The organism is Herbaspirillum sp. alder98 (assembly GCF_020179755.1).
In the GTDB taxonomy this organism is placed as follows: domain Bacteria; phylum Pseudomonadota; class Gammaproteobacteria; order Burkholderiales; family Burkholderiaceae_D; genus Herbaspirillum.
Genome location: NZ_JAIUCY010000005.1, coordinates 203,989 through 224,081 on the forward strand (window position 1 = coordinate 203,989; position 20,093 = coordinate 224,081).

At 61.3% G+C, this 20,093-nt stretch carries 13 protein-coding genes and 1 tRNA gene; 8 read left to right on the forward strand and 6 right to left on the reverse strand.

Annotated features, from left to right (window positions below; all coding sequences use genetic code 11):
* Positions 1-387 precede the first annotated feature (387 nt).
* The 4 genes from LBW87_RS13655 to LBW87_RS13670 all read left to right on the forward strand — a co-directional run bounded on the left by LBW87_RS13655 (position 388) and on the right by LBW87_RS13670 (position 5,397).
* Positions 388-2,373 carry a methyl-accepting chemotaxis protein gene (locus LBW87_RS13655; RefSeq protein WP_225202038.1) on the forward strand — a complete coding sequence of 662 codons (1,986 nt, stop codon included), beginning with the start codon at positions 388-390 and terminating at the stop codon, positions 2,371-2,373.
* Between the two features lie 66 nt (positions 2,374-2,439).
* A complete protein-coding gene (gene mutL / locus LBW87_RS13660; RefSeq protein ID WP_225202039.1) occupies positions 2,440-4,293 on the forward strand; it encodes a DNA mismatch repair endonuclease MutL in 1,854 nt (617 codons plus the stop codon).
* Between the two features lies 1 nt (position 4,294).
* Entirely contained in the window at positions 4,295-5,248 is a 954-nt protein-coding gene (gene miaA / locus LBW87_RS13665) for a tRNA (adenosine(37)-N6)-dimethylallyltransferase MiaA (protein ID WP_225202040.1), read from the forward strand.
* A 72-nt stretch (positions 5,249-5,320) separates the two neighbouring features.
* Positions 5,321-5,397, forward strand: a tRNA-Met gene (locus tag LBW87_RS13670).
* Positions 5,398-5,549: 152 nt separating this feature from the next.
* On the opposite strand, the gene LBW87_RS13675 is transcribed toward LBW87_RS13670, so the two are convergent.
* From LBW87_RS13675 to LBW87_RS13685, 3 genes are all read right to left on the reverse strand, one after another.
* On the reverse strand, positions 5,550-7,661 hold the full coding sequence (locus LBW87_RS13675) for a tetratricopeptide repeat-containing sulfotransferase family protein (protein WP_225202272.1): 2,112 nt from the start codon (positions 7,659-7,661) through the stop codon (positions 5,550-5,552).
* A 255-nt stretch (positions 7,662-7,916) separates the two neighbouring features.
* Positions 7,917-10,907, reverse strand: coding sequence for an autotransporter domain-containing protein (locus LBW87_RS13680; RefSeq protein ID WP_225202041.1), 2,991 nt, complete (start codon positions 10,905-10,907; stop codon positions 7,917-7,919).
* A 263-nt stretch (positions 10,908-11,170) separates the two neighbouring features.
* Positions 11,171-12,109, reverse strand: coding sequence for an NAD-dependent epimerase/dehydratase family protein (locus tag LBW87_RS13685; protein ID WP_225202042.1), 939 nt, complete (start codon positions 12,107-12,109; stop codon positions 11,171-11,173).
* Positions 12,110-12,215: 106 nt separating this feature from the next.
* Between LBW87_RS13685 and LBW87_RS13690 the strand changes: the two genes are divergently transcribed.
* Positions 12,216-13,115: a LysR family transcriptional regulator gene (locus LBW87_RS13690; protein WP_225202043.1), complete on the forward strand. Its 900-nt coding sequence runs from the start codon at positions 12,216-12,218 to the stop codon at positions 13,113-13,115.
* Between the two features lie 7 nt (positions 13,116-13,122).
* A complete protein-coding gene (locus LBW87_RS13695) occupies positions 13,123-13,869 on the forward strand; it encodes a hypothetical protein (RefSeq protein ID WP_225202044.1) in 747 nt (248 codons plus the stop codon).
* A gap of 110 nt (positions 13,870-13,979) precedes the next feature.
* Here LBW87_RS13695 and LBW87_RS13700 read toward each other — a convergent pair whose 3' ends face one another.
* Both LBW87_RS13700 and LBW87_RS13705 read right to left on the reverse strand, forming a co-directional pair.
* Positions 13,980-14,717, reverse strand: coding sequence for a response regulator (locus LBW87_RS13700; RefSeq protein WP_225202045.1), 738 nt, complete (start codon positions 14,715-14,717; stop codon positions 13,980-13,982).
* Between the two features lie 21 nt (positions 14,718-14,738).
* Positions 14,739-16,817 (reverse strand): ATP-binding protein, encoded by a 2,079-nt coding sequence (locus LBW87_RS13705; protein WP_225202046.1) that lies wholly within the window; start codon positions 16,815-16,817, stop codon positions 14,739-14,741.
* A 442-nt stretch (positions 16,818-17,259) separates the two neighbouring features.
* On the opposite strand from LBW87_RS13705, the gene LBW87_RS13710 reads away from it, so the two are divergent.
* Entirely contained in the window at positions 17,260-17,823 is a 564-nt protein-coding gene (locus LBW87_RS13710) for an FxDxF family PEP-CTERM protein (protein WP_225202047.1), read from the forward strand.
* A gap of 83 nt (positions 17,824-17,906) precedes the next feature.
* Here LBW87_RS13710 and LBW87_RS13715 read toward each other — a convergent pair whose 3' ends face one another.
* A complete protein-coding gene (locus LBW87_RS13715; protein WP_225202048.1) occupies positions 17,907-18,512 on the reverse strand; it encodes a cysteine hydrolase family protein in 606 nt (201 codons plus the stop codon).
* 237 nt (positions 18,513-18,749) lie between these two features.
* Between LBW87_RS13715 and miaB the strand changes: the two genes are divergently transcribed.
* Complete coding sequence (gene miaB, locus LBW87_RS13720) at positions 18,750-20,090, forward strand: tRNA (N6-isopentenyl adenosine(37)-C2)-methylthiotransferase MiaB (protein ID WP_225202049.1); 1,341 nt, start codon at positions 18,750-18,752, stop codon at positions 20,088-20,090.
* Positions 20,091-20,093 lie beyond the last annotated feature (3 nt).

Consider the following 20,093-nt stretch of genomic DNA (forward strand, 5'->3'; position numbering starts at 1 on the left):
TCGCTGATAGGCATTGTCAAATCCATATCGCCGCGATAAAAATACAACAGCGACGCTCAATGTGAGCGCAAACATCAAAAGTAATTGATCCATATCAAGTAACGGCTGGCTATACTTCGCCATCCCCCAGCAGATTCGATGATTTGACGCGGATGCGCTCTCCCCAGATGTGCTCGCGCCATCCAGGCAATCCTTACCCGACCGGCACTGCCCTCGCCGGCCGCTGATTGATCATGCAACCGAAATCCATGCACCTGGGGGGATAGCGCATCGAAGCGCACTAACAGCAAGCAGCAAGTTACCGCCTAACAGTCATGCCTTGGTCGCACCTGCGCCGCATGACTAAATGAATCCTCGTTTTCTTTACTTTAAATAACAACAACAGCTATGGCTATTGAATCGTCCGTTTCTGCCGTGCGCACGCGTTCCCTCCTGTCGAACCGTTCGGTCGGTACCAGGCTTACCGCCCTGACCGTGGCGCTGGTCGGCGCCGTATTCATCATTGCGCTGTTCCTGATTACTTACTCGTCTTCGCGCATGATCGAGCAACGCTCGGTGGAGCAGATGTCCAACGAGGCGCGCAGCGTGTCGCACATGGTCGAAATGTTCGATCACTCGGTCACCAGCCAGGTCGACCGTTTCTCGACCATGTTTGGTAACGATTTCCCCGGCGCGTTCACGCTCGACGAAGCCCGCACCATCCAGATCGGCGACCGCGCCACGCCTGCCTTCCAGAGCGCCGGCCGCGACCTCAACCTCGACTTCGCCATCCCCGACCGCTTCACTGCCGAGACCGGCGTATCGGCCACCATCTTTGCCAAGACCGGCGATGATTTCGTGCGGGTGTCGACCTCCCTCAAGAAAGAAAACGGCGAGCGCGCCATCGGCACCCTGCTCGACCGCGCCCACCCCGGCTACGCCGCGCTGCGTGAAGACCGCCCCTACACCGGGCTGGCGACGCTGTTCGGCAAGCAGTACATCACCAAGTACGTGCCGGTGAAGGATGCCGGCAACCGCATCGTCGGCGCGCTGTACGTCGGCATCGACATCTCGCCCAACGTCAAGGCCTTGCGCGACAAGATCAAGGCACTGAAGATCGGCGACACCGGCTTCTTCTATGTACTCAATGCCCGTCCCGGCAAGGAACTGGGCATCATGATTGCCGGCGCCCCGCGCGAAGGCAAGGAAGAAGGCGCCAGCCTGCTCGAGCTGAAGGACGCCAGTGGCCAGGAATACCTGCGCACAGTGCTGCAGCAAGAAAAGGGCACGCTGCGCTACACCGCCGCCGATGGCCGCGAAAAGATCGTCGCCTTCACCCGCTATCCCGCCTGGAACTGGCTGATCGCCGGCGAAACCTACGTCGACGAGATCACCCGTGAAGTCAAGACCATGCGCAACACCTTCATCGGCTTCGGCTTGCTGTTCCTGGCCTTGCTGGCGGTGATCCTGACGGTGATGGTGCGGCGCATGGTGTCGCGCCCGCTGGACGCCGTCTGCGTTGCGGCCGACCGCATCGCCAGCGGCGACCTGAGCACCCGCCTGCACGTCACCCGTGGCGACGAGATCGGTCGCCTGATGCAGTCCTTCAACGGCATCAGCGAAGGCTTGTCGGCGGTGGTGGCGAGCGTGCGCTCGGGCACCGACGAGATCAATACCGCCGCCAGCGAGATTGCCGCCGGCAACCTCAACCTGTCCTCGCGCACCGAGCAGCAGGCCGGCGCGCTCGAAGAGACCGCCTCGGCCATGGAGCAACTGACCTCGACCGTGAAGCAGAACGCCGACAATGCCCAGCAAGCCGATCACCTGGCCGACAGCGCATCGAGCGTGGCCAGCCAGGGCGGCGAAGTGGTCAACCAGGTGGTCGACACGATGACCGCCATCAATACCTCGTCGCAACGCATCGTCGACATCATCAGCGTGATCGACGGTATTGCCTTCCAGACCAATATCCTGGCGCTGAATGCGGCGGTGGAAGCGGCCCGCGCCGGCGAACAGGGTCGTGGCTTTGCGGTGGTAGCCTCCGAAGTGCGCACGCTGGCCCAGCGCAGCGCCGTGGCAGCCAAGGAAATCAAGGAACTGATCGATGCCTCGGTGCACACCGTCGACAACGGCGGGCAGCTGGTGCAGAAGGCCGGCAGCACCATGAGCGACGTGGTCTCCAGCGTGCAGCGGGTGTCGACCGTGATCCGCGAGATCACCACCGCCAGCCGCGAGCAGAGCGACGGCATCGACCAGATCAACCGTGCCATCGCCCAGATGGACCAGACCACCCAGCAGAACGCCGCGCTGGTCGAAGAAGCCGCTGCCGCTGCCCAGTCGCTGCAGCAGCAGGCGGTACGCCTGGCCGACGCGGTCAGCACCTTCCGGCTCTGATCGCCGGCAGTCCGGCGCGCTGGCGGCCCACGCAAATGCCTGGGCCGTCGGCGTTATAATCGCGCCATGAATGCACCGTTCGCTCCCTCCCCCTCCTCGACGCAAGACGCCCCTCGCCCGATCCAGGCCCTGCCAGACCAGCTGATCTCGCAGATAGCCGCCGGCGAGGTCATCGAACGGCCCTCTGCCGTGGTCAAGGAACTGCTGGAAAACGCGCTGGACGCCGGCGCCACCCAGATCACGGTGCGACTGGAGCAAGGCGGCGTCAAGCGCATTGCCATCACCGACAACGGTCGCGGCATTCCCCCCGAGCAACTCCCTCTGGCATTGGCCCGCCATGCCACCTCCAAGATCGCCTCGCTGGTCGACCTGGAAAACGTCGGCACGCTGGGTTTTCGGGGTGAAGCGCTGGCCTCGATCGCCTCGGTGGCGCAACTGACGGTCACCACCCGCACCGCCGACGCCGCGCATGCATGGGAACTCACCGGCTCGCACCACGGCACGGTGTCACCGGCCTCGGGCGCGACCGGCACCACCATCGATGTGCAGGACCTGTACTTCAACACCCCGGCGCGCCGCAAGTTCTTGAAGAGCGAACAGACCGAATACGGCCACTGCGCCGAAGTGGTCCGCCGGATCGCCCTGGCGCGCCCGGATGTCAGCTTTTCGCTGTCGCACAACGGCAAGACCATCGACCACTGGAACGTGGGCGAATTTGCCAAGCGCAGCGCGCATATCCTGGGTGACGACTTCGCCAACGCCCGCCTGCCCCTCGAAGAAAGCGCCGGCCCTTTGCGGCTGCACGGCTTTGTCGGCTTGCCGACCGCCTCCAAGGCGCGCGGCGACGCCCAGTACTTTTATGTGAATGGCCGCTTCGTGCGCGACAAGTTGCTGATGCACGCGGTGCGCGCCGCCTATCAGGACGTGCTGCACGGCGACCGTTATCCATCTTATGCGCTGGCGCTCGAACTCGACCCGGCGCTGGTCGACGTCAACGTCCATCCATCCAAGATCGAAGTGCGTTTTCGCGACAGCCGCAGCGTGCACCAGTTCGTGTTCCATGCGGTATCGCGCGCGCTGGCGGCGACCTCGGCCACCTCGTTCGGCCAGGCCCCGGCGCCGCAAGCCGCGCCCAGCGCAGCGCTGCCCTGGATCGGCAACACGGCGCAACAGGCCAGCCTGCCGACCCAGTTCGGCGCCACTCCGGCGCGACCGTTTTCGTTCGGCGGCGACGCCTCGGGCGTGCGCCAGGATGTGCAGGCCTATGGCGCCATGTTCCGCCCCGCGCCGAACCCGGCACCTGCACCGCAGCCCGCGCCCGAACTGCCTTCGGGTGAATTCCCGCTGGGCTTTGCGCTGGCGCAGCTGCACGGCATCTACGTGCTGGCCCAGAACAGCAGCGGGCTGGTGGTAGTCGACATGCATGCGGCGCACGAACGCATCCTCTACGAGCAACTCAAGAATGCGCTGGACGGCAACGAGATGTTCGTCCAGCCGTTGCTGATCCCGGTCACCTTCTACGCTGACGCGGTCGAGGTCGGCACCGCCGAAGAGCATCAGCAGACGCTCTCGGCGCTGGGCTTCGACATCGCCGTGATGTCGCCCACCACGCTGGCGGTGCGCGCGGTGCCGGCGCTGCTCAAGAACGCCGACGCCCAATCGCTGGCGCGCGACGTGCTGCGCGACGTACGGGAGTATGGCGGCTCGCGGGTGCTGGTGGAACGGCGCAACGAATTGCTGGGCACGCTGGCGTGCCACACCGCCGTGCGCGCCAATCGCAGCCTGACCCTGCCCGAGATGAACGCCCTGCTGCGCCAGATGGAGGCCACCGAGCGGGCCGACCAGTGTAATCACGGCCGGCCGACCTGGAGCCAGATGGCGCTGTCGGACCTCGACAAACTGTTCTTGCGCGGCCAGTAAGATGGACAAGCTTCCCCTGGCCGTGGCCATCATGGGCCCGACCGCCTCCGGCAAGACGGCGGCGGCGCTTGAAGTGGCGCGCCACATTCCGTGCGAAATCATCTCGGTCGATTCGGCGTTGGTCTATCGCGGCATGGACATCGGCACCGCCAAGCCGACCCGCGCCGAACTGGACAGCGTGCCGCACCACCTGATCGACATCCTCGATCCCGGCCAGGCTTATTCGGCCATGCAATTCCGCCAGGATGCATTGCGCCTGACGCAAGAAATCACCGCCCGCGGACGCCTGCCCTTGCTGGTGGGCGGCACCATGCTGTACTTCAAGGTACTGCGCGACGGACTGGACGAACTGCCCCAGGCCGACCCCGCATTGCGTGCGCAGCTCGATGAAGAGGCGGCACGCCTTGGCATGCCCGCCATGCACGCCCGGCTGGCCGAGCTCGATCCGGTGACGGCGCAACGGCTCAAGCCGAACGACAGCCAGCGCATCCAGCGTGCGCTGGAGATCAGCTTATTAACTGGCAAGCCGATGTCGTCGTTGCTGTCGCAGCAACAATCGCAACCGCTGCCGTTCAGGTTGCTGCCGCTGGCGCTGGAACCGGCTGATCGATCTGTATTGCATGCCCGCATCGCATTGCGTTTCGACCTGATGCTGCGCGGCGGCGCCTTGCTGGACGAGGTAGAGAGCCTGCGCGCCCGCGGCGATCTTCACCTTGGACTACCGTCGATGCGATGCGTGGGATACCGGCAGGCCTGGGAATACCTGGACGGCGAGATCGACGCCGAGGCGCTGCGTGACAAGGGCATCGCCGCCACCCGCCAGTTGGCCAAGCGCCAGTTGACCTGGCTGCGCTCGATGCCGGATCGCATCGTCATCGACTGCAATGCACCCGATGCCACGGCGCAGGTGTTGCAGCAAGTGCAACATGCTCAACACACGCAGGCGTCTGAGTAGAATTTTTGCGGAAGGTGCGCCTGAGGCATTGACAGCCCGACCAGACTAACCTATAGTTGCGGGCTTGCTTCTGGTGATATAGCTCAGTTGGTTAGAGCACAGCACTCATAATGCTGGGGTCGGTGGTTCAAGTCCACCTATCACCACCAGATACCCGTCGCTGCATGTGCAACATGCGTATGCGGCGTCGTCCGAAAAGCCCGCTGACTCGAAAGAGCAGCGGGCTTTTTGTTTCTGCGCCAACGCTCGTACACACGTTTTTGGATGGCGGCGCAATCGAATGGAACTGGGAGCGCCGTGCTTACGCAGGCTCAGCTTTGTCGAGGCTGGATTGATCGATCCCGAGGGCGCTCAGCAGCGGCCCGAGATATGCGGCATGGCGACGCCAACGACCTTTCGAGGTCGTGTAGATCGGCTGCCGCACTTGACTCACGCTGGCAGTGCGCACCACCCGACTGGTCTTGTGGAAGTCGAGACAGGCATCGTCCCATGGCAGGCCGACAAAAGCGATCAATCGTCTTGCCTGGGCCTCCAGGTCGTCGACTACGTCTTCATAATCGACTTCGATGAAGCGATCTTGCGGCAATACCTCGCGCAAGCTTTCCATCAAGAATTGGTAGTCTCGATAAAACACGCCCAGTTCGTCTTGCCGGTAAGAAAACAGCTGTTCGCCTGCGAAATGCTTGCTGTAGCACGACAAGCAGGTATCGACCGCATCGCGACGGCAGTGAATGATGCGCGCACCAGAAAGGACGAGTGGAATCAGCCCGGCATAGAGGAAATTGGCCGGCATCTTGTCGACCAGGCGCAGCGCGTGGGGCGCCAGATCGTCGACACGGGATAAATAGGCACGCCCGACGCGGGCAAAATCTTCCGCCCCCCAGCGCGCCACATCATCCGGGAAACTGCCCACCCCATCGACTGCAAAACGCAACGCGCTCAGTTCTCCCGCGCCAAAAATGTCGGCATGTGACGCAAGAATCTGCTCTACCAGCGTGGTGCCGGAACGCGGCATGCCGACGATGAACACCGGACGATCGGATGCCGCACCAGCGCGCCTGAACTTGTCCATCAATTCAGGGGTAAAGGTAGCCGCAATCTGACGCATCCACTGCCCCGTCTTCTCTGCGTCATACACCACGACATCGCGTTTGATCGCATTGCCGCGATCGAGATGATAAAAAGCGCGTTCGGAATTGGCGCTGTCGAGATAGGCCTTGCCCAACGCAAAATGCAAACCCATCTGGTCATTGAGGGTCGGCTTGATCGCGTGTGTCAGCGCAGCTTCCATTAGTGCGATATCAGGATCGTCAGCACGATAAGTCTTGGTGTCGACGCGCGCCATCGTCACGCGTATCGATTCAGGAAATTGCGCCAGCGTGCGATCGAAGGCTGCAATGGCGGCCTCCTTGTCGCCCATTTCCAGAAGCAGGAGCGCGCGTGCCGTCATGGCCTCTTCCGTCACCGTGCCTGGCAATGCTGCGGCCTGGTCGAAACTGTTCAGCGCTTGCTCATGCTGATCCAATGCCTGCAACGCACGGCCTAAGGTATTGTGCGCCCTGGCATTGTCAGGCGCCACGCTGACCGCCTGACGCGCGCACGCCAGCGCGTCCTGGGGGCGCTCTGTCTTGATCAGCACCTGCGCTCGTGCGGCCAATGCACCAGGATGCTGCGGCGCAAAAGCCATCAATGCATTGAGGTGCCGCAACGCGTCGACATAGCGCAGGCGCGATATCTCGATCTCGGCCAGATTGAGGTACGCATCCGCCAGATGCGGGTTGAGTTCGATGGCCATCTCTGCGGCTACGGCGGCTTCATCGAAACGACCCAAATCGCACAACAGGAAGGCCAGATTACTGTGCGCCTCCGGATAGTTCGGATGCAGCGCCAGCGCCTGCCGGTAACTGGCTTGCGCCGCGTCCAACTGGTTGAGAAGCTTGTAGGTATTGCCGAGGTTATTATGGATTTCCGGATTGGCCGGTTGCAGCGCGCACACGCGCTGCAGGCATTCCAGACTGGCATCGAGCTTGCCACTTTCCTGAAGAATGATGCCCAGGTTGGTCCAGCCGGCAATCAGATTCGGGTCTTGCGCCACGGCCCGCCGGGCGGCCTTCTCGGCCTCTGTCAGCAGCCCCTGCTGACGACAGACTTCGGCCAGGTTGCTGCAATAAGAGGCCGATGCAGTCGTTGCTGCACATGCTCGGCGCAAGTAATCGAGGGCCAGGTCGGGCTTGCCATAGGCATGCGCCATCAAACCTAACAAATGCAAGGCATCCGGCTGGTACGGCGCCATTTGCAATACCTGCCTGGCAAGCTGCTCGGCCATTGGCGCTTGTCCGGCATTCCAGTGCGCATAGGCGCGCTTGAGCGCCTCGGGAATGGTGATCTGGTTTGCGAATGGGAAATTGTTCATTTTCAGAAGTTCCGCACAACGGGAACATGCAATGCCAACAAATGAGCGTTTCGACAAGAAACGGAACCACACCAGCGTGCGATTTTTGTTCGCCCAACTACTGTCCGGGCCTCATTCTAAAGCGATTTCAGGCGTTGATGCGCTACCGTGCTCCACGGACTTCTTTGGCGTGGCTGGCGCAGCGCGGAGCAGCGAATATGGCGTACGGAAGGGATAGGCTCCCACCGTTGATGCCGGCGGGAGCCACGAACTTACTCAGAACTGGTAGCGCAGACGCACGTCGCCAGTCTGGCCGGTATAGCCAGAACCCGCTTCGACGGTATAACGCGCCACCACGCTCAGATTGTCGCGACGAACCAGCGTTGCGCTCAGCGCCAATACTGCGGTATCGCGCACAGGCGTGGCACCGGTGCTGGTAAAGCTGGTGGACCCGGTCGAGTCCGCAGCGAACGAAGACACCGATTGCAAGGCGCGATCATGGAACTCGTGACGCCAGCTGATTTGTGCGGCCGGCACCACGTCGCCATAGGTGGTGGTGAATGAACGTTCCAGCTTGATGCCCAGTTCGCTCTTGAGCGAACTGTTCTTGCTTCCGTTCACGTTCAGTGCAGCACCATTGCCGCCGGTTTCGGTATAGCCGCCTTGGCGCGTGATGCTGTAGCCGAGACCGGCAATTGGCGTCAAGACGGTACGTGCCCAGACCCCGTCGAGCTTGAGCGGCATGCCTGCCTGTACGGAAGTTGCATATTGCGTACCGTTGAAACGGCCATTGGCCATGCCGGAGAAACCACTGAAATCAATCGCACGCGTGGAGTCGTACTTGTGCCGGATGGCGCCTGCCACCACATCCACATACCAATCATCGGCAGCGTAGCCGCCATAACCCATCAGGCCATACGAATTGACATGAGATGAACTGCCTGTGTTGTCATCGCGTCCGCTGATGGAATTGCTGGCATAACTCAGCAATGCGCCGACGCGCCAGCGTTGGCTGACCATACGGTCGGCACCCAGCACGAGGCCGGTATAGCTGGAGCGGAAACCGCTGACATTGTCACGCATATCTTGGTGCGCAGAGCCACCGAAACCCTGTCCCCAAACGGCCCAGTCATTGGCCGCTTCACCGGTGGAAATACCGCTTCCGCCCGACGCCTGCGCTACCCGCAAGCCATCCACGTGGGCCGCCACGACATTGAGCACCTGAGTGGTGGCCGCCGTCGACGACTGCGTTGCCGCCACCGTATTAGCGGTCGGGCTCAATACTGCGCCGGCCTTGTTGGCCGCAGCGGTCGATCCCAGTGCCGCAGTCGCATTGAATACATTCAGCAGGCTGACGTTGGCGCCGTTATAGTTGTTCAAGCTCCTCAAGGCAGACACGGCATTGGGGGTTGTCGCAAAATTGCTCACCGCGGTCGAGCCGGTGCCGCTGTTACCGCCGGTGCTGCTGTTACCGCCGGTGCTGCTGTTACCGCCGGTGCTGCTGTTACCGCCGGTGCTGCTGCTACCTAATGTCAGTACCAGATTGGTATTGCCGCCGTCCACCACATTTGCGCCCGTCACGGTGAAGCCGGTCAGCGAATAATTCAAGCTGCTGGTGCTGTAATTGGCCGTACCCGTGGTAATCAGCACCACGTATTTCTGGCCGTTGGCAAATGCGTAGCTGTTAGTCTTGGTCAAGCCGATCGTCGAGCCCGAGGCAATCGTCGAATTACCCTGCACATAGAGATAGCCGTAGCCGGTATTGCTGGCGAGGCCGGTTGCGGTCGCACCATCATTGACGCCGATGAGCAACTTGGCGCTGGCGCCCTGGCTGTAATTACCGGTAATGGTGGCGTGATTGTTCAACTGCAAGGTGCTGCCAACATTACTGACCGTGCGGGAGCCGACGTTGATATTGTCGTTGAGCAATATGTTGCCGCTACCGAAAACCAGGTTCGCGGAGGTGCTGATGATTGAACCCATGGCACCGGAAGTAATGGCGCCACTGCTGCCAGTCAGGGTGCCAAAGGTGGCGCCGCTGCCGCCATTGATGGTTTGGTCGCGGGTAGAAAGGTTTGCGATCGTGCCAGCGATCAAGCCACTATTGGAAATGGGGCCAAGGGTGCCGGTCGCTGCGTTATAGACGGCATAGCCAGTGCTTGAAATAGTGCCGCTGTTGACCAGCGTGCCGATACTGCCTGCATTGCCGATCCCGCCGAGGGCGCCGGTGATGACGCCGCTGTTGCTCAGGCTGGCGATGGTGCCGTTGGCACTGGTGCCAACACCGACGTTGGTGGTTCCCGTGATGGTCCCGGCATTGGTCAGGGTACCGACGGTAATCGTACCCGAGGGCGTGAGATTGCCGGCCAGGATTGCGGTGCCCCCCCGAATTATCCCTGTGCTGCTGTTCTCCAGCGAGGTGATATTGCTACCGTTATCTGTCTGGATACCGTAGGTCGTGCCGGTGATGGTGCCGCTATTGAGCAGCGATGTGATGGTGCCGGTGCCACCGTTATAGATACCGGTAGCAGTGCCATTGATGGTGCCGCTATTGGACAGCGAGGTGATGGTGGCAAGGTTGTAGATAGCCCTGATGCCACTGATAAGCCCCGTGCTGGTATTGCTCAACGCGGAGATGGTGCCGCTCGAGTAATTCTGAATTGCGTAGTTGCCACCGGCAATGGTGCCGCTGTTGGTCAGGGTACCGATAACGCTCAGGGAACCATTGTAGACGCCAGAGTTGCCGCCTGCGATAGACCCGCCATTGGTCAGGGTCGATATCCTGTTGTTAGAGTTGTTGGTAATGGCGACGTTACCACTCGAAATGACTCCACCTGCGAGGTTATTGAGCAAAGTGATCGATGCCGAGCCGTCATTATAAACACCACTGTACGGACCGCTGATCAAACCGCTGTTCGTCAATGTGCCGATAGTACCTTGGTTTCTGATGGCATATGACGAACTGCTCGATATCGTGCCATTGTTGGTGACGAGCCCCACCGTGAACGTGCTGTTGACACGAAAACCGGTTTCGCCGCCGCGAATGACGCCGTTATTGGTAAGAGTGCCGACGCTTGCCGTCGCCGCCAGTGCCGGCGATCCTCCGGAGATGCTGACGCCGGCGGAAATGGAACAATCGTTCGCGCCCCAGATCTGGGTGCCGCTCGCGGTAGACGTAAAGGAACCGCCAGTGGAACAGGCAGCCTGCGCGCTCAGCGGGATAAAACTGGCAGCGATCGCCAGGCTCAGTAGAGACAACTGGCCCAAGCGTACCGGTGCTTGCGACTTACACGCCTTGCGGCCTAGACGTTGAACCGGATCAACAAGTTCATCACGAACGACATTAGTTTTGGCCACATTTCCCCCGGGCTGTAAATTTTCACTAACAAATTGATAATTTTTTTTGGGGAATTATAAATTAGCACTTTCTAATTTTTTTTTGCTTTTTTACCACAATGCCGTAAATTTTGATCAGCAGACACGATCGAATTACGCTAAAAAACCAACCGTCATCCTGAGGCCGATCGCCGTTACGACACGCCACTCAAGCAAGCCCGTATGCCCTCCGCATAAGGCGTCTTTTTAATCGGTCCGATTAATTCGTGAAGGGCTGAATCGTCCATGATCACCGGACGGGTCAGCAGGTAGTGCATCTCTACCATCTCCCGCATGAACGGATTGAACAGGCCGACCAGACGCAGCATGGTCTTGCCGGCCACCCGCGTCTTCAGCTTCCGGCCGGTCTGACGTTCCAACTCGGCGATCAACTCCCGCTGCGTCGTGACGCCGGCTCCCGCCAGGTGCCAGACCTTGCCGAATGCCTCGGGGGTGTTGATGAGCCTTGCCACCACCGGCCCGACGTCAGGCACGAAGACGAACTCATGCGCACGGTCGAGCGGCCCCACCATGTCCGCAGCACCGCCATGGACGGCGGCCCTGATGGCCCCATGCAGAAGACTGGCTTCGACACCCGGGCCATAGAAGTCGGGCAGGCGCAGCACGGCGGCATGGATGCGCCCTTCCGCATGGGCCTGCATCAGCAGATCTTCCTGGGCCTTGCGCATGCGGCCCTTGAAGGTGTGCGGCTGGCGCGGATGATCTTCTCGCACAGGCAGGGACTGCGGCACGCCATAGGGATACACCGTGCCGATCATGATGATATTGCGCACACCCGCACTGACCGCGCCCGCCAGGGTCTTGCGCATCAGCTCAGGGTGCAGGTCGAACCGTGTGTAATCGACGCCGACCAGATAAATCAGCGTGTCGATGCCGCGCGCTGCGGCTTCTACGGACGCCGGACAATCGGGATTCCATGTGACGATTTCCGCCAGCGGGTCTGCGCCAAATGCCCGCCGCAAGTTCGCTTCGCTGCGACCGACGACACGATAAGGCAGACCGAGGGCAGCAAGCGTCGCGGCAATACTGTTACCGATAGCGCCGGCGGCGCCGAACAGGGCGATCTTGGACATGGGGCGGCTCCTTGCATGGTTGTCGTTACAGAGCGCCAGTATGCAAAATTGACACTTAAATGAAAATTACCTAAATTAGCCTTCCCCCTATAAATAAATGAATAGCATGGCCGATGCCGAACCAAACTGGGAGTGGTACAGGACCTTCCTTAAGGTAATGGATACCGGGTCGCTATCGGCGGCAGGGCGAGAGATGGGATTGACGCAACCGACCGTGGGTCGTCACATCGACAACCTGGAATCGGCATTGGGACTAAAACTGTTCGTGCGTTCCTTCGACGGCTTTTCTCCGACCGATGCGGCGCTTGAACTCAAACCCTATGCGGCCGGCATCTCAGCCACCACATCGGCCCTGCGGCGCGTGGCCAGCAGCCATGGCATTGGCGTTCGCGGCACGGTCAGGCTGACCGCCAGCGAAATCGTCAGCGTGGAAATCCTGCCTCCCATCCTGACCGCACTCAAGGAAGAACATCCTGCGCTGAACATCGAACTGGTCATGTCCAATAGCGCCGACGACTTGCTGCAACGCGAAGCCGACATCGCCGTGCGCATGTTCAAGCCGGCGCAGGATGCGTTGATCGCCAAACGACTGGGGGGTATCGAAGTAGGACTGCATGCACACAGACGCTATCTGGCGGCGCACGGCACGCCGGGTTCGATCGATGCCCTGTCGGGGCATGCTCTCATCGGTTTCGATAACGAAAGCGCCTACATTCGCAAGTTTCAGGCGCAATTTCCCTGGTTCTCGCGCGCCAACCTGACGTTTCGCGCCGACAGCGACCTGGCGCAACTGGCCGCCATTCGCGCCGGCTTCGGCATTGGCATCTGCCAGGTCGCACTGGCGGCAAAGGACACGGACCTGGTCCATCTTCTGCCCAGACAGTTCTCACTCAAGCTGGACACCTGGGTGGCAATGCATGAGGATCTACGGGCAAGTCCACGCTGCGCGGTCACCTTCGCAGCGCTGGTCGCCGGGCTGAACGCCTACATGCGAGAACTGCTATAAAGATGCCATGAAAAAAGTTATTGCACATCCCCTGGAATCCCAGTTCGTCTTTGCGCGCGGAACGGAAATCACGCGCATAGCGTATGAACCGTCAGATGGACTGAAGATTCATGTGGTTGATCTAAGCGGCGCATCGGGATGTATCGTGGTCTTCGCAGATACGCTGGGTTTCAGGGTGCTTGATGAACGCGAACTCATGGAATACTGGCCCGTCTGTTCAACACCCAGTGGGTGGCTTTTTCATATCCAGGAAGGTGGCTGGCGGGATCAAGAGCTAGCACGCGCAGGCACCTGCATGTCAGAACTGTTCACTGATACAAAAGAGTATCTGATCACCGGAATCAATGAATGCGTGTCCGTATTCAGCAGCGCGCCTCCGGCACTGCACTCTGATCAATTCCCAGGTCTTAAAGGTACTGCCATGACCCAATATCCGCCGCAAGTTGCGCTCGAACAAGCCATGATACGTGCCCTGGAAGGGGGGGAAGGAAAGTCCCTCCCGATCGCCGATTTTGAGATTCTCCGGGCAGATACGTGGGTTGCTGTCTGGGTGTTCTTTGTCACCGAACAAGATGCCAGGGAACACGCTGAGGCGGGCGCGCTGATCGGAGTCGAGAGGGACTTTCGCGCATGGCTGCTGGCACTCCAAGAACAGTTTTCATTCGGAGAGCTGCCGTCGATCAGCTTTGAGCTCGACTCCAAGGAGAATGTCGATAAGAACTATCAGGGTAGCTACTACTTGCGCATGCGCTAAGCAGATAATGCCCACGGCAATGACGTCGCATCGGAACCGCGAAGGCGCCCCCGGCGCCTGCCCGGACGGCAGGCGCCGGATCGGGCGTCAGGCGTTGATCGTGAACCCGATCACTCCCAGATCGTCTCGATCTCTGTGTCCAGAAAATACCCGGCGCCGCGCTCGGTGCGGAGCAAGGTCGGGTTCTTGGGATCGCTCTCGAGCTTGCGCCGCAACCGCAGAATCTGCACATCGACCGCGCGGTCGTAGACTTCATCGAACGCGCGTGTGCTCTCTAACAGGTGCTCGCGCGAAATGATGCGGCCCGGGGCGCTCAAGAAAACCACCAGCAGATTGAATTCGGCATTGGTCAGGCTGACCACGCGCGCATCCGGCGCCACCAGCTTGCGGGTGTTCAGGTTCAGGTCCCAACCGCCGAAGCGATAGGCACGCGGGTGATTACCCCGTGTCACCGGTGGCGCCTGCACGCCATGCCCGGCGCGGCGCAGCACAGCGCGCATGCGGGCCAGCACTTCACGCAGCGAGAACGGCTTGGTGACATAGTCGTCGGCGCCCAGCTCCAGGCCCATGACCAGATCGGCCTCTTCATTGCGACCGGTGATGCAGATGATCGACATCGTGGTGTCGCGACGCCATTGACGCGCCAGATCGGCGCCGTCGCCATCGGGCAGCCCCAGGTCGAGCAATACCATGTCGTAGGTCTTGGCCTTGACGGCGGCGACCGCTTCGGCCACCGTGCCGGCGCCGTCGGCGGTGATGCCGTGTCCGCTCAGGTACTCGATGAGCAACTTGCGCATCTGATGGTCGTCATCCACGACCAGGATCTTGGGTGAAAGGGGAGCGTTCATCGGTTTTCCTTTTTTCTCACTTTATTGTTTTTGCGCCGTCGCCAGCGCCGCAGCGATGGCTGAGCGCAAGGCCGCCTGTTCAAACGGCTTGCTAACTATTGGCATCTGCAGACCTGCCGCGAGCTGCGCAGCCTGGGCGTTGCCGGAACACAGCAGCGCCGGCATCCCGGGCCTGAGCGCCAGCACCTGCGTCAACAGGGCATCACCACGCAAGTGCGGCATGTCGAGATCGGTCACCAGCAAGTCGACCGCCTGCGGCTCGACCGCGAATTCGCGCAATGCCTCCTGCGGATCGGCAAAGCCGATGGGTTCGAAGCCCATTGCCGCCAGCGACTCTTCGAGCAATGCGCGTTGGGCATCGTCGTCGTCCACCACGAACACGCATTCGCCCTGGCCCAGTGGCGTGGATGCTGCGTCTTGCGACACAACAGCTGCAGCCGCCGGCGGCGATGCCACGCTACCCGTCGGCGCGGCCGGCAGCAACAGGCGAAACATGGTGCCAGCCGGGCTGCTGGTGACAGCGACCGCGCCATCATGCTCGGTGGCGATGCCGGCCACAATCGCCAGGCCGAGGCCGGTGCCCTTCTCGCCCGCGCCCGTGCGGGTGGAGAAGAATGGATCGAACAGGCGCGACATGTTTTCTGGCGCGATACCTGTGCCATCGTCGGCCACATCCAGCCACAACGCCAGGTCTGGCGGCGGCGCGCCGATCAGCACTGGTCCCAGCGGCGCATCGCCGCCCTGCAGGCTGACCACCACGCGCGAGCGTGCGGCCTGGCTGGCATTGCGCACCAGGTTCAACGCTACCCGCGTCAGTTGCGTGGGGTGGGCATGCACCACCAATGGCAGCGCTGGCGGCGTGAATTCGATCTCGATCCCGGGACGGCATAATGGCCGCGCCAGTCGCACCGCCTCGCCGACCGCATCGCGCAGGTCGACCATGACGCGCTGGCGATCGCCGCGGCGTGCCGCCAGCAGAATCTGTTCGGTCAGGTCGCGGCCGCGCGCCACCGCCAACATCACTTCGTTCAGTGGCGCGGCCGCCGGCGAGGCCGGGTCAAGACGGTCCTGGGCCAGCTCGGCATAGCCGCCGGCGGCGCCCAGCACGTTATTGAAATCATGCGCAATGCCGCCGGCCATCAAGCCCAGCGATTCAAAACGCCGCATCTGCTCCATGCGCGCCGACAGCGCCTGACGCTCGCGCACCGCCACCGCCACGAAAAAGCCCAGCATCGCCAGACCGGCCAGGTCGACCTGCAGGCTCCAGGTGCTGCCCAGCCCATCTTGCCGATAGGGCCCGTAGTCATAGAGGGTAAGCAGCACCGCCAGCACGGCGGCAACGCTCATGGTCAATGTGGCACTGCGCATGCCGCCATACAGCGCTGCGCCGGCCAGCGCCAGCGACAGCCATACGCGCAGCATCTCCGGCGAGAAATCGAAGACGACACTGGCCAGCAGTCCACCGGCCACGATCAGCACACCGATGAGCGACGGCAGGTCAATGCCGCGGGTGCCGACGCCAATGACAGCCGGGCGATGCGACGGCTGCGACCAGGTCAGCAGCGTGGGCGCCAACACCAGGATCGCCAGACCATTCCCTACTAACAGCGTGCGCCACTCGTCGAACCAGCTGCCGCCCATGGCCGAGAACGCCAGCGTGGCGCCGGCAGCCGAGACCAGCAACATCACCAGCACCGGCAGCAGCAACACGAAACGCGTCAACCTGCGCAAGGTATCGAACTGGCCATCGCGTGCCACCCAGCGGCGGCCTATCAGCAGACACGCCACGATCTCGATCACGTCCAGCAAGGCAAAGCCGGCATCGACCGGCGCGGGCAATGGATCGCGGTGACCGACCAGCATCATCGCAATGAACACCGCCAGCAGATAAGGTGGCCAGGTGCGACCAGGCTTGCGCCAGAGCAACGCGATCATGAACGCTGGCGCTGGCCAGGCGATCGCGGCCAGCGTCGTGCTCTGGGCAATATTGGCAGCGGGACTGGCCAGCAGGTAATACACCAGTGCAGCCAGCGCGGCGGACAAGACCGTGCGCCCCCAATCGACGGGAGAATAGGCGGGGGAGACGTTGCGCTGTCGCATGCGGCACAGGGAAGATGGAAGGTGTCAGGAGTCTAACATTCACACACACCTGCCCGGCGGGCGCTGGAAGTTTTCTGCACGGAAATCAATCCTATTGCCTCGCAACAATAATACAAGTCGACAGGCTGAACAAAGGTGCAGGGCTACCCGGTTTCGGTTAGCAAATCTGGGGCTGAGATGCTTACACCAGAACGCCAATCATTGCCGTGCGAAAACATCTGAAGGCCTTATGTGGCAAGGGTTTCCGGGCGGCAGCACATTACAAAATAAATCCTTACTTTTGTTAAAATCTCGTTGTTTTTTTCCCAAGTCATCGTTAAGCTTCGTCCTGTCGAGTTTAACGTTCGATAGCGCAGCAAAATGCGAATATGGGAATTGCCACAAAGAAATCTCCATGTGCTCGCGACTGCTCCCTCTTCGAAATTACAAAATGGGATTAATCATGAAAAAGATTTTCGCGGGCATGTTCCTGGCTCTGTCGCTGCTGGCGGCAGGTTCCTCGGCTAATGCAGCTGACATCAACGGTACTCAAGTGCTGACCTTTGTCGGTGACACCTCCGACTTCGGCTCCAAGTTCGGTAGCGGCACCACCAACAAGACGTTTGCTGAAAAATTCACCTTCGCGGTGTCCAACGCGTTCGACCTGTCGTCGGCGATCATTTCCATCGCCCTGAAGACCCAGTCGGCGGTTGACCTGACCGGTTTCACCCTGACCAGCTCCAACGGCACCAACATCACGGGCACCAAGAGCACTGTCGGCAACACCCAGTATTTCGAACTGAGCGGCAACACCCTGGCTTCCGGCAGCTACACGCTGACCGTGCTGGGCAAGATCACCGGCACCGCTGGTGGCAGCTTCGGCGGCAACATCAGCATCTCGGCCGTGCCTGAAGTCACGACCACTGCGATGATGCTGGCTGGCCTGGCCATCGTCGGCTTCGGCGCCTACCGTCGTCGTCGCCAGGATGCTGGCCGCGTCAACCTGGGCAACGTTGCAATGGCCTAAGTCAGACTTCGGTCAGACAATACAAAACGCCCCGATGGTTCGCCATCGGGGCGTTTTGCTTTAGTGCTGCCGAATCTGGCAAATCAGCGATTCAAGGCCGACGCATCTGCCACCACCGTGGCATAACGATCGGCCAGCTCGGCCAGTGCCGTGCGCTGCACATCGGCGGCGGCAATTGCCGCACCCCCCAATGGATCGGGCAGGTCGCGTGTGGCGCAGGCGGCGGCCACCACGGTACTGGCATAGCCATGATCGAGCGCCGAGCGGGTGGTGGCGCTGACGCACATGTGAGTGGCGAAGCCAGCGATCACCAGCGACTGGCGCCCGGTCTTCTTCAATTCTGCATCGAGGGTGGTACCGGCGAATGAATTGGGCAGGCCCTTGCCCACCACGACTTCGCCCGCCTGCGGTTCGATGCCGGCAATGATGGCCGAGCCCGGGCCCTGCGGGTCGAACAGCGCAGCGCCGGGCTTGCTCTGGTGCACCACGTGGATTACCGGCGCGCCGGCTGCGCGCGCCTGGCGCAACAGTTCGGCGACCTGCGCCACTGCGGCATCAATGCCGGTCAGCGGCACGCGACCGGTGGTGTATTCGGCCTGATGATCGATGATCACCAGGACGGCCTCTTGCCAGGATGCAATGCGCGGACTGCCGCCGGCGATCTGGACCAGGGTCTGGGGTGCGGTCATGGCGTTTCCTTATATATAGACAACGGTTGGAATGGCCGCCATGGTAAAACAATCAACGCCGGTCTGCAGCGCCCCTGGCTGCGGGCCGGACCGCCCTTGCGGTGCTATAATCGCCAGCCTTTAAGGGGCACGCCGGCGCACATGTGCTACGACAGAACCAACCCGTGCGCCCTGCTCCAACGCCTTCCCTGCCGCGCCGCATCCCCATCGGGGCGCGCTTCATGCCTGTAAAACCATATGCAGAAAAAAGTATTCATCAAGACCTTCGGTTGCCAGATGAACGAATACGATTCGGACAAGATGGCCGACGTGCTCAACATCGCCGAGGGACTGGTCAAGACCGATCGTCCGGAAGACGCCGACGTGATCCTGCTCAACACCTGCTCGGTGCGTGAGAAGGCGCAAGAGAAAGTGTTCTCGGATCTGGGCCGCCTGCGCGAACTGAAGAAGAAGAACCCCGACCTGCTGATCGGCGTGGGTGGTTGCGTAGCGTCCCAGGAAGGCGAATCCATCATCAAGCGCGCGCCATTCGTCGATATGGTATTTGGCCCGCAGACACTGCACCGCCTGCCGCAGATGATCACCGAGCGCCGCTATACCGGACGCGCGCAGGTCGACATCAGCTTTCCCGAGATCGAGAAGTTCGACCACCTGCCGCCGGCCCGGGTCGAGGGCGCGACCGCCTATGTGTCGATCATGGAAGGCTGCAGCAAGTATTGCAGTTATTGCGTGGTGCCTTATACCCGCGGCGAAGAAGTATCGCGCCGCTTCGAGGATGTGCTGACCGAAGTGGCAGGCCTGGCCGAGCAGGGCGTGAAGGAAATCACGCTGCTGGGCCAGAACGTGAACGCGTTTCGCGGCGCCATGGAAGACGGCGAGATTGCCGACTTCGCGCTGCTGATCGAATACATCGCCGAGATTCCCGGCATCGAGCGCATTCGCTTCGTGACCAGCCATCCCAAGGAATTCTCGCAACGCCTGATCGATGTCTACGCCAAGGTGCCCAAGCTGGTAGACCACCTGTACCTGCCGGCCCAGCACGGCTCCGACCGCGTGCTGGCAGCCATGAAGCGCGGCTATACCGCCATCGAATACAAGTCGGTGCTGCGCCGCCTGCGCCAGGTGCGCCCCAACATCACGGTGTCGTCCGACTTCATCGTCGGCTTCCCCGGTGAAACCGAAGAAGACTTCGAGGCGCTGATGAAGCTGATCAACGACGTCGGCTTCGACAACAGTTTTTCGTTCGTCTTCAGCGCCCGTCCCGGCACGCCGGCGGCCAACCTGGCCGACGATACCCCGCAAGAGGTCAAGCTCAAGCGCTTGCAGCGCCTGCAGGCGGCGATCAATGACAACGTCGCCAGGATCAGCGAGTCGATGCTGGGCAGTGTGCAGCGCATCCTGGTCGAGGGACCGTCCAAGCGTGACCCCAACGAGCTGCAGGGCCGCACCGAAAACAATCGCGTGGTCAATTTCGATGGCGGCCCGAATGGTGCGCGCCTGGTCGGCCAATTGATCGACGTGGCCATCGTTGAAGCTTTCCCGTTCTCGCTGCGAGGCGAGGTTGTCGTTAAACAATGACCC

What these genes read in the sequence shown, in the direction of transcription:
- miaB (WP_225202049.1), top strand. Translation starts at nt 18,750, where the DNA reads ATGCAGAAAAAAGTATTCATCAAGACCTTCGGTTGCCAGATGAACGAA.
- LBW87_RS13700 (WP_225202045.1), bottom strand. Translation starts at nt 14,717, where the DNA reads ATGAACGCTCCCCTTTCACCCAAGATCCTGGTCGTGGATGACGACCAT.
- LBW87_RS13675 (WP_225202272.1), bottom strand. Translation starts at nt 7,661, where the DNA reads ATGAACAATTTCCCATTCGCAAACCAGATCACCATTCCCGAGGCGCTC.
- LBW87_RS13710 (WP_225202047.1), top strand. Translation starts at nt 17,260, where the DNA reads ATGAAAAAGATTTTCGCGGGCATGTTCCTGGCTCTGTCGCTGCTGGCG.
- LBW87_RS13690 (WP_225202043.1), top strand. Translation starts at nt 12,216, where the DNA reads ATGGCCGATGCCGAACCAAACTGGGAGTGGTACAGGACCTTCCTTAAG.
- LBW87_RS13705 (WP_225202046.1), bottom strand. Translation starts at nt 16,817, where the DNA reads ATGCGACAGCGCAACGTCTCCCCCGCCTATTCTCCCGTCGATTGGGGG.
- mutL (WP_225202039.1), top strand. Translation starts at nt 2,440, where the DNA reads ATGAATGCACCGTTCGCTCCCTCCCCCTCCTCGACGCAAGACGCCCCT.
- LBW87_RS13695 (WP_225202044.1), top strand. Translation starts at nt 13,123, where the DNA reads ATGAAAAAAGTTATTGCACATCCCCTGGAATCCCAGTTCGTCTTTGCG.
- LBW87_RS13685 (WP_225202042.1), bottom strand. Translation starts at nt 12,109, where the DNA reads ATGTCCAAGATCGCCCTGTTCGGCGCCGCCGGCGCTATCGGTAACAGT.
- miaA (WP_225202040.1), top strand. Translation starts at nt 4,295, where the DNA reads ATGGACAAGCTTCCCCTGGCCGTGGCCATCATGGGCCCGACCGCCTCC.
- LBW87_RS13655 (WP_225202038.1), top strand. Translation starts at nt 388, where the DNA reads ATGGCTATTGAATCGTCCGTTTCTGCCGTGCGCACGCGTTCCCTCCTG.
- LBW87_RS13715 (WP_225202048.1), bottom strand. Translation starts at nt 18,512, where the DNA reads ATGACCGCACCCCAGACCCTGGTCCAGATCGCCGGCGGCAGTCCGCGC.